The organism is Cupriavidus sp. SK-3 (assembly GCF_000611145.1).
GTDB lineage: Bacteria > Pseudomonadota > Gammaproteobacteria > Burkholderiales > Burkholderiaceae > Cupriavidus.
In genome coordinates, this window is record NZ_JFJV02000125.1 from 119,660 (window position 1) to 128,732 (window position 9,073).

Here is a 9,073-nt window from a genome sequence, read left to right on the forward strand (position 1 = left end):
TTACCCCCGGAAGATGTCGAAGGGCTCGATGCGCAGCACCTTGCGCACGCCGATATAGCCCGACACCCCGGCGATCACGATCACCATGACCAGCGCCAGGCCCAGGTTGTGGAAGGTGATCATGGCGGCGTAGTTGGGCAGGCGCAGCCGCGCCAGGCTGATCAGGATGGCGCACAGGCCAATGCCCAGGCCGTAGCCCGTCAGTGCGGTGAAGGTTGCCTGGAACACGATCATCGCCACCAGTTCGTGCCCTTTGGCGCCGATCGCCTTGAGCGCGCCGAACTTCTCCAGGTTTTCCAGGATAAAGGTGTAGAAGGTCTGCCCCGAGATCGACAGCCCGACGATAAAGCTGATCACGGTCATCAGCAGGATATTGGTGCCGAGCCCGGTCTGGTATTTGTAGAAGTCGGAGATGCGCTGGATGAACTGGTCCTTGGTCAGCGCGCGGTAGCCCAGCTTCTGCACCTCTCGCTGAATCCGCGTCACATCGGCCGCGGACTTCGGTTCGACCAGGATGTAGGAGATCGTATAGCGCGCGGTCGGCAGGTACTGGATGGCGCGCTGGTAGGTCGTATAGAGCGTCGGCACGCCGAACAGTCCGGTGGTGGAGACCTGCGCAATGCCGACCACCACGCCGCGATGGTCGTTGATCTCGAAATCCGTGCCGACCACGGGATCTTCCAGCTTGCGGAATTCGGCATCCTTGACCACCAGGAAAGCATTCTCGGCGTAGATGTCCTCAACCCTGCCGCTGAGTACCTCGGGCCGCCCGAACAGGCTGGCATCGTCGATGCCGACCACCGTCACGGGCTGGTACGTGCCGCTCTTGAGCCGTACCAGCGCGCCGCCGGAGTAAAGCGGCACCGCGAACTTGACGCCCTCGATGCTACGCACGGCATTGAGCATGTAGTCCGGCATGCCGATGGTGTTGGCTACGGTATTGACCGCCGGGTCCATGACCCAGATGCTCGCGCCAATGTTGTACACGGTCGACGATGAGCGGTTGAGCACGCCGGCGAACAGCGACGTCATCTCGATCATCAGGAACACCGCGAACGTGATCCCGACCAGCAGGCCGGTGAACTTGGCCCGGTCGTTGACCAGCAGCTTGTAGGCGAGCTTGAGAATGCCGGGCACCATACTTTTTCTTGCTTGTCAGCGTGCTGCATTGGCCCCGCTACCGACCGCTATCGCCCGCTCCGGGCGGGATCCGGCGGGGCATCAGGAAGCGGGGCGAGCCCCGCGGCAAATCTCGCGCCCGCGCCGCTCAGGGGTGCAGCGGCGACTGCACGCTGCCGGAGCGCTCGCGCTCACGCTCGTTATGCAGCACGCTGGCGAGCATGTTCCATTGCGAGCCGAGGGCGTCGACCAGATCATCCAGGGAGAGCACGCCAACCACCGACTCGGCATCCGTGACCGCGAGCCGGCGCACGCCGTGCGCCAGCATCGCCTGCAGCGCGTCGTCGATGCCGGCATCCTTGCCGATCGCAACCACGCCGCGCGTCATCACGTCGGCCACGGTTGCCTGCCCGGGCGCCACGCCCGCGGCCGTGCTCTCCAGCACGATGTCCCGGTCCGTCACGATGCCGATCGCGCGCTGGCTGCCGCCAAAGGGCTCGGTCACCACCAGCGCGCCGACGTGGCGGTCGCGCATCTGCACCGCGGCGTCGCGCAGCGTGCAGGTATGCGGGATATGAACGGCGGACAGCGAGCAAATCTCTTCGATCCTCATCACGATTCTCCTGGCGTGGCCGGGTGCGGCCGGGTGTGGCCGGGCTGCACGCGCCCATCAAGCTTCGCTTGCAGTACATCGGCGATGCGCAGGGGCCTTCAAGGCACGCCGGACCTGAACTCAGTCTAGCGCCGGGCGCGCGGTCGCCATTGATGCAAATCAACCCGTTTGCCGGCTGTTGCAGCGCCGGAAAGGCAGGAGCGCTCTGCGCCATGGCGCCAGGCATTGACAAGGATCAACCGGCGCGCGCGCCCGCTGCCTATAGTTGGAGGTGCCTTTGCGCTATCCGCCATGGCGGATACGTCACGCCTCATCCCACCCACATCCGATTCGACCAAACCAGCCAGGAGAACGCCGTGAACGACCTCAGATCCGCCCTGTCCGCGCACCGTGTCACGCTGCAGCACGATATCAACGTCTTGCTGGCCGATGTGCAGGCATTGCTACGCGACACCGCCGCCCTGACCGGCGAGCAAGCCGGCCAGGCCCGTGAGCAGTTCAAGGCACGGCTGGAGACGCTTCAGCTACGCCTGCGGGACCTGCAGGCGCAAGGCCGCGACCAGGTCCGCGACTGGGCCGACGCCGGCGAGGAGTACGTGCATGCGCACCCATGGCGCACGCTTGGCGCGACCGCGGCCGTTGCCGCCGCCTGCGGGGCGCTGTTCGCCCTGGCGCTCGCCCGCCGCGACTGATCGCAACATGGCGCCTTGGGAGCCCCGCTATCACCGCTGGCTCAATATCGGGCTCCTGGCGATCTCCGCGGTCACGCTGAGCGCGGGATCGCTGCTCTACTGGTTCGGATCGGCCGCGCTCGCGCGCGCCGTGTGGCTGACAGGCGTCGTACCGGTGCTGATTTCGCTGGCCGCCAGCACCATCCTGGCGGCGTGGCGCCGCCAGGCCGGCGTGGACGTCCTTGCGCTGCTGGCCATCGGCTTCGCATGGTGGCTCGGCGAGCACTTTGCCGCGGCTGTGATCAGCCTGATGCTGGCCAGCGGGCGCGCGCTGGAGAGCTACGCGGAAGCGCGCGCCTCAAGCGAGATGAGCGCGCTGCTGCGCCACGCCCCGCGCGAGGCCAGCCGTTACGAAAACGGGGAATGGCGGCCGGTGCCGCTGGACCTCGTGCGTCCTGGCGACCGCCTGCTGGTACGCGCCGGCGAAGTGGTGCCTGCCGACGGGACGCTGATCCAGTCCGCCGACCTCGACGAATCCACCCTGACCGGCGAAGCCATGCCGCAGCGCCGCGCGCCGGGCGAGCCGCTGCGCAGCGGCGTGGTCAACGCCGGCGCGCCGTTCGAGATGCTCGCGGGCGCCACGGCGGCGCAAAGCACCTATTCGGGCATCGTCCGCCTTGTGCGGGAGGCACAGCAAAGCCGCAGCCCGTCCACGCGCATGGCCGACCGCTACGCCCTGCTGCTGGTGCCGCTGGCACTGGCGGTGGCCGGCGCCGCCTGGTTTGTGACCGGCGATGCGCGCCGGGCGCTCGCGGTGCTGGTGGTGGCAACGCCCTGCCCGCTGATCCTGGCGGTGCCGGTGGCCATCGTCTGCGGCATGTCGCGCAGCGCCAGCCGCGGCATCCTGACCAAGAGCGGCGCCGCGCTCGAAAGGCTGGCGCAGGGCCGCGTGCTGTTCTTCGACAAGACGGGCACGCTGACCGCCGGCCAGGCCCGCCTCTCGGCCATCGAGGCGGCGCCGGGACACACGCCCGATGACGTGCTTCGGCTGGCTGCCTCGCTGGCACAGGCATCGGTGCATGTGAGCTCACGCGCACTGGTCGCCGCGGCGCGCGAGCGCGGGCTGGCGCTGGCGCTGCCTGCCAAGGTCGGCGAGGATCCCGGCGCCGGCCTGAGCGGGATCGTCGACGGCCACGCCGTCACCCTGGGCTCGCTGGCGCATGTGGCCAGGACAACCGTGCCAAAGCCGTGGAGCGCAGCCTTGCTACGGCGCCTGGGCCATGAGGGTGCGTCGGCCGTCTTCCTCGGCGTCGATGGCGCCATGCGCGGCGCGCTGCAGCTCGCGGACCAGGTCCGGCTCGACACGCCCCGCGCGCTCAGGCTGCTCAGGCAGGCCGGCATCCGGCGCATGGTGATGCTGACCGGCGATCGCGACGACGTGGCGCAGATGACCGGCGCGATGCTGGGCGTGACGGAAGTGCGCGCCCAGCAAACGCCCGCGCAAAAGCTCGAGGCGATCCGCGAGGCGCAGCGCCACGACACCGTCATCATGGTCGGCGACGGCGTCAACGACGCCCCCGCGCTGGCTGCCGCTGACGTCGGCGTGGCGATGGGCGCCGCAGGCGCCGCCGCCTCGGCGCAGGCGGCCGACGTGGTCCTGCTGGTCGACCGCCTGGACCGCCTGGCGGAAGCCATCCAGATCGCCAGGCGCGCGCGCCGTATCGCCGTGCAAAGCGTGGTGGCGGGCATGGCGCTCTCCCTGGCGGCCATGATCGCAGCCGCCTTCGGCTACCTGCCGCCACTTGCGGGGGCGCTGCTGCAGGAGGTGATCGACGTCGCCGTGATCCTGAATGCACTGCGGGCACGCAAGGCTGGACCGGACTGGCGGCCTGCGCAGCTCTCCCGGGCCGAAGCCGCCAAACTGAAGACCGAGCACAACGAACTGGGCCAGGTGCTCGACCAGGTGAGATCGATGGCGGATCGCGTTGCCAGCCTCCCCGGTGGCGTCGCCGCCCTCGAACTCGCGCAACTCAACCAGGCACTGCGCCAGCAATTGCTCGCGCACGAGCGCCATGACGACGCCGACCTCTATCCGGAACTGGCGCAACGCCTTGGCGGCAAGGATCCGCTGGCCGCGCTGAGCGGCGGGCACCGCGAGATCTTCCGCCTGGTGGGCATGCTGGAACGCATCGCCGCCGACCAGCCCGCGGACGGGATCGACCTGGAAAGCGCGCAGGAAGTCCGGCGCCTGTTGTATGAGCTGAATGCGATCCTGCGCCTGCATTTCGCGCAGGAGGACGAGCTGTATCACGCGCTGGGCGACGCCTGACGGCCTGCCCGGCGGCGCGGTCAGCCTTGCGCGTCATTGCGCTGGATCAAGCGGCATGCCGCACCGCCGCCGATACTGGAAACACCGGCGCGCGGTTGACGTTGGCAGGCAGACTCAGACACGGACCGAATCCATCATGGCTAGCAGACTTTTCCCCGGCTCGCTCGCGGCAGCGGCATTGGCCGGGCTCATCGTTACCGCATTGCCCATCCATGCGGCACAGCCGAATCCTGAAGCCCTGCCCCAGGTACAGCAGGCCAATGGGATCGCCTATGTGTCCGGCGGCGTCGGCGAGGACGAGGCAAAGGCCATGCGCGCGGTGGCCGGCCGCTTCAATGTGCGGCTTGGCTTTTACAACGCCAAGGGCGGCGAGGCGCTGTCCGACGTCACCGTATCGCTCGTGGATGGCAACGGCAAGCGGCGCCTGCGGGTCGTTTCCAGCGGTCCCCTGCTCTATATGCAGGTACCGGCTGGCGCCTATACCTTGCGCGCCCAATACCAGGCCGACAGCCAGACGCGCCGGTTCACGGCTGGACGGAGCGCGGTCAACTACACATTCCGCCTGCGCATCAATGAAATGGAAGACGACTGGGTCTATTGCGAGTCGCGGTGTCCGCGGCCCGGCCGGTGATGAGATCGGCAGCATCGCGGTGTGCGCTCCTTGCGTCAATTGCGCGCGGCGGTTGCCGCAGATCAAAGCTCGCGCCAGTCATCTGGCTATATTGGGATCATGCATTCGCCGGATCGCGCGACGATCCCGGCGAATCACCTCTCCCCTGCCGGGCTATCGAAAGGAGTTCACCGTGCAAACCAATATTGGAACCGTTGACCGGACCCTCAGGATTGTCGTCGGCCTGGCCTTGATCGGCCTTGCCGTCACCGGCACGATCGGCGTGTGGGGATGGATCGGCGTGATTCCCGTCCTGACCGGGCTCGTTCGCATCTGCCCGCTCTACAGCGTGCTCGGCGTCAGGACCTGTCCGTCCGCGGGCGGCAAGTCCAACTGACACCTGAATGACATGGCCGGTGCCATTTTCCCCCGGCGCCCGGCAATGGAAAGCCTAAGCTTGATGCGGATCAACTGGCGCCGCCACCAGGCTTCTAGAATCGTCTGGCCGTGCCGGCATGGCAGCGGCCACGGCATGCGCCCACCGGCTTGCACCCGCGGGCATGGTCCCCCAATACGGAGATTCACATGACAGACCAGACCGACGCCCCGTTTGCGTTCTTCAGCGCCAGTTGCGAAGCGGGCCTGCGCGCGCTGACATTGATGCAGGAGAGCCGCGAGCGTTTCCTTGAAATCCAGCTGGACGCCATCCGCCGGGACATCAAGACCACGCACGAAGTCGGCGCGCAGCTTGCCAATGCCAGCGACTTCGCCGCCTTCGCCGCGCTGCCCGTCACCATCCTGCGTAACGAAGCCGAACATTGCGCACAACTGATGCAGGCGTGGATGAGTCTCGCCATCCACAACCAGACCGCCATGGTGGAACAGATGCGCGAAGCCGGCGAGTCCTGGCAGCGCTGCCAGGCGACGGGCTTGCAGCAGGCGGGGACTTCCGCCTCGATGGTGGCGCCGGTGCAGGCTTTGTTCGAGAAGTTCAGCCAGGCCGCGGCGTGGAAACCCGCGTTGAACGGCACCGGCGCGGAGCCGGCCGACAGCACCCTGGCCGCATCGCGCAAGAGGACCATCCATGCCAGCTGATCGCCCCGCCGGGATGCCCGCCAATCCGCCTGCGGGCCGGATCGCACTGGTAACCGGCGGCCTGGGCGGCCTGGGCGAAGCCATCGCGATGCGGCTGCACGATGCCGGCCATCGCGTGGCCGTCACCCATTCGATGGGCAATGACCATGTCGAAGCCTGGCTGATGCGCCAGCAGGCCGCGGGACGCGAATTCAGCGCCTTTGCCACCGACGTGGCCGATTTCGAAGCGTGCCAGTACTGCGCTGCGCAGGTCCTTGCCGAGATGGGCCAGGTCGATATTCTGGTCAACAACGCGGGCATCACCCGCGACATGACCTTCAGGCACATGACCAAAGCCGACTGGGACATCGTGCTCAAGACGGACCTGGACTCCATCTTCAACATGACCAAGCCCTTGTGCGACGGCATGGTTGGCCGCGGCTGGGGCCGCATCATCAATATCGCTTCGGTCAATGGCTCCAAGGGCGCCTTCGGCCAGACCAACTATTGCGCCGCCAAGGCCGGGATACACGGGTTCACCAAGGCGCTGGCGCTGGAAGTGGCAGCCAAGGGTGTGACCGTCAACACCGTCTCGCCCGGCTACCTGGCCACGCACATGGTCACCGACATGCCCGCCGACATCCTTCAGGCCAGGATCCTGCCGCAGATCCCGGTTGGCAGGCTCGGGCGGCCGGAAGAAGTTGCCGCGCTGATTACCTACCTGTGCTCCGATGACGCAGCATTTGTCACCGGCGCCAATATCGCCATCAATGGCGGACAACACATGCAATGAACGCACCCGCGCCAACCAGTGAACTCAGCGCCGCGCCCGAGGCGGAATGCGGCTGCGGCCCCATGGAGGCCGAACGTCAGCAGCTAGACGAGCAGGTACGCTCCACCTTGGCCAGCGCCACGCAAGGCATGTCGCTGGCCTCGTTCTGGCTGGCCGGACTGGACTGGGCATTGCACCTGGCGATCTCCCCCGGCAAGGTCGACACCGCCGTTGGGCAGTGGATGAGCGGGACGATTGCCGCCGCCGCCGGCATGTGGCCGGGGCCGGCGAGCGCGCAGCCAACGCCCGGCGTGCCGGCGCCGCCGTCGGACCTGCGCTTCGCCGACCCCGCCTGGTCGCAGTGGCCCTACCATTTCTGGCGCGACGTCTTTCACAACAACGAGGCGTTATGGGAGTCGCTGACGCACGGGCTGCGTGGCGTGTCCCCCCACCATGAGCGGATCGTGTCGTTCTGCGCGCGGCAGATGATCGATATCTGCTCGCCCGGCAATGCCTGGTGGCTCAACCCCGTGGTGCTGCAGACCACCGCCGCCAGCGGCGGCACCAACCTCCTGCACGGAACCCGGCACTGGCTGCACGATATGCAGGACGTGGTAGCCGACCTGTCGCACGATCCCAGCCTGCGCCGCCCTCCCACCTTCAAGGTCGGGCGGGACGTCGCTGTCACGCCGGGCAAGGTGGTGTTCCGCAATGCGCTGATGGAACTGATCCAGTATTCGCCGGCCGGTGCGGAGGTATGGCGCGAGCCGGTGCTGATCGTACCGTCCTGGATCATGAAGTACTACATCCTGGATCTCCAGCCGCGGGATTCGATGGTGCGCTACCTGGTCGGGCAAGGCCACACGGTCTTCATGATCTCGTGGAAGAACCCGGGCGCCGAAGCGGCCGGCATGGGCCTCGACGATTACCTGCAACTGGGAATACGGGCCGCGTTGCGCGTGGTTGGGGAACGCTGCCCCGACACGCGCATCCACGCCGCCGGCTATTGCCTGGGCGGCACCCTGCTGGCCATCTGCGCCGCGGCGCTAAGCCGCGACGACGATGGCGCGCCGCTGCAAAGCCTGACCTTGTTCGCCAGCGAGACGGACTTCACCGAGCCGGGAGAACTCGGCCTGTTCATCGACAGCAGCGCCTTGTCCACGCTGGACGCGATGATGCACCAGCAGGGCTACCTAGATGGCCCGCAGATGGCCGCCGCCTTCCAGATGCTGCACTCGCGCGACCTGGTCTGGTCCCGCATGATGAGCGAGTACCTGCTCGGCAAGCGGCTGCGCCCGAACGACCTGGTGTCATGGAACCGCGACCTCACCCGATTGCCTTACCGCATGCATTCGGAATGCCTGCACAAGCTGTTCCTCTCCAACGAACTCGCCACCGGGCGCTACTGCGTGGACGGGCGGCCCGTTGCCTTGTCCGACCTGCGGTTGCCGGTGTTCGCGGTGGGCACCGAGCATGACCACGTGTCGCCGTGGCGCTCGGTCTACAAGCTGCATCTGCTCACCCCTGCCCCGCTGACCTTCCTGCTGACATCGGGGGGGCACAATGCCGGCATTGTCTCCGAGCCTTCGCACCCTGGCCGGCGATATCGGGTGGAAACGCGTGACGCCAATGCGCCTTATGGCAGTCCGGAGCGGTTTCTTGCCAGGGCTGAGCGGCATGAAGGGTCGTGGTGGCCATGCTGGCAGGCGTGGCTGGTGGCGCATTCGACCGGGCGGGTTGGTGCGCGGGATGCGGGGTCTGGTGCGATTGCGGATGCGCCTGGGGGTTATGTGTTGGAGAGGTAGTGGGGGGATTTGATGGGGGAATCGGGGTAGGGATGCAGTGCACGTGCATAACTTCAACTTCAACTTCAACTTCAACTTCA

9 protein-coding genes are annotated in these 9,073 nt (G+C 67.2%); 7 read left to right on the plus strand and 2 right to left on the minus strand.

Going from position 1 to position 9,073, the window contains the following annotated elements:
- Entirely contained in the window at positions 1-1,137 is a 1,137-nt protein-coding gene (locus CF70_RS13130; RefSeq protein ID WP_035865116.1) for an ABC transporter permease, read from the minus strand.
- Positions 1,138-1,267: 130 nt separating this feature from the next.
- Positions 1,268-1,732: a CBS domain-containing protein gene (locus tag CF70_RS13135; protein WP_035865049.1), complete on the minus strand. Its 465-nt coding sequence runs from the start codon at positions 1,730-1,732 to the stop codon at positions 1,268-1,270.
- A gap of 356 nt (positions 1,733-2,088) precedes the next feature.
- On the opposite strand from CF70_RS13135, the gene CF70_RS13140 reads away from it, so the two are divergent.
- The 7 genes from CF70_RS13140 to CF70_RS13170 all read left to right on the plus strand — a co-directional run bounded on the left by CF70_RS13140 (position 2,089) and on the right by CF70_RS13170 (position 8,993).
- On the plus strand, positions 2,089-2,424 hold the full coding sequence (locus tag CF70_RS13140) for a DUF883 family protein (RefSeq protein ID WP_035865051.1): 336 nt from the start codon (positions 2,089-2,091) through the stop codon (positions 2,422-2,424).
- A 7-nt stretch (positions 2,425-2,431) separates the two neighbouring features.
- Complete coding sequence (locus CF70_RS13145) at positions 2,432-4,732, plus strand: heavy metal translocating P-type ATPase (RefSeq protein WP_035865053.1); 2,301 nt, start codon at positions 2,432-2,434, stop codon at positions 4,730-4,732.
- A 136-nt stretch (positions 4,733-4,868) separates the two neighbouring features.
- Positions 4,869-5,363, plus strand: a complete 495-nt coding sequence (locus CF70_RS13150; protein WP_035865056.1) for a hypothetical protein — start codon at positions 4,869-4,871, stop codon at positions 5,361-5,363.
- Between the two features lie 172 nt (positions 5,364-5,535).
- On the plus strand, positions 5,536-5,739 hold the full coding sequence (locus CF70_RS13155) for a YgaP family membrane protein (protein ID WP_035865057.1): 204 nt from the start codon (positions 5,536-5,538) through the stop codon (positions 5,737-5,739).
- 188 nt (positions 5,740-5,927) lie between these two features.
- Complete coding sequence (locus CF70_RS13160) at positions 5,928-6,437, plus strand: hypothetical protein (RefSeq protein ID WP_035865061.1); 510 nt, start codon at positions 5,928-5,930, stop codon at positions 6,435-6,437.
- Entirely contained in the window at positions 6,427-7,209 is a 783-nt protein-coding gene (phbB, locus tag CF70_RS13165; RefSeq protein WP_235185029.1) for an acetoacetyl-CoA reductase, read from the plus strand. Before CF70_RS13160 ends, phbB begins: the two co-directional genes overlap by 11 nt.
- Entirely contained in the window at positions 7,206-8,993 is a 1,788-nt protein-coding gene (locus CF70_RS13170) for a PHA/PHB synthase family protein (protein ID WP_051648367.1), read from the plus strand. The genes phbB and CF70_RS13170 overlap by 4 nt, the downstream gene beginning before the upstream one ends.
- Positions 8,994-9,073 lie beyond the last annotated feature (80 nt).

Excerpts from the sequence above, each read along its gene's own strand:
- CF70_RS13135 (WP_035865049.1), bottom strand. The coding sequence starts at position 1,732 with ATGAGGATCGAAGAGATTTGCTCGCTGTCCGCCGTTCATATCCCGCAT.
- CF70_RS13145 (WP_035865053.1), top strand. The coding sequence starts at position 2,432 with ATGGCGCCTTGGGAGCCCCGCTATCACCGCTGGCTCAATATCGGGCTC.
- CF70_RS13150 (WP_035865056.1), top strand. The coding sequence starts at position 4,869 with ATGGCTAGCAGACTTTTCCCCGGCTCGCTCGCGGCAGCGGCATTGGCC.
- CF70_RS13160 (WP_035865061.1), top strand. The coding sequence starts at position 5,928 with ATGACAGACCAGACCGACGCCCCGTTTGCGTTCTTCAGCGCCAGTTGC.
- phbB (WP_235185029.1), top strand. The coding sequence starts at position 6,427 with ATGCCAGCTGATCGCCCCGCCGGGATGCCCGCCAATCCGCCTGCGGGC.
- CF70_RS13170 (WP_051648367.1), top strand. The coding sequence starts at position 7,206 with ATGAACGCACCCGCGCCAACCAGTGAACTCAGCGCCGCGCCCGAGGCG.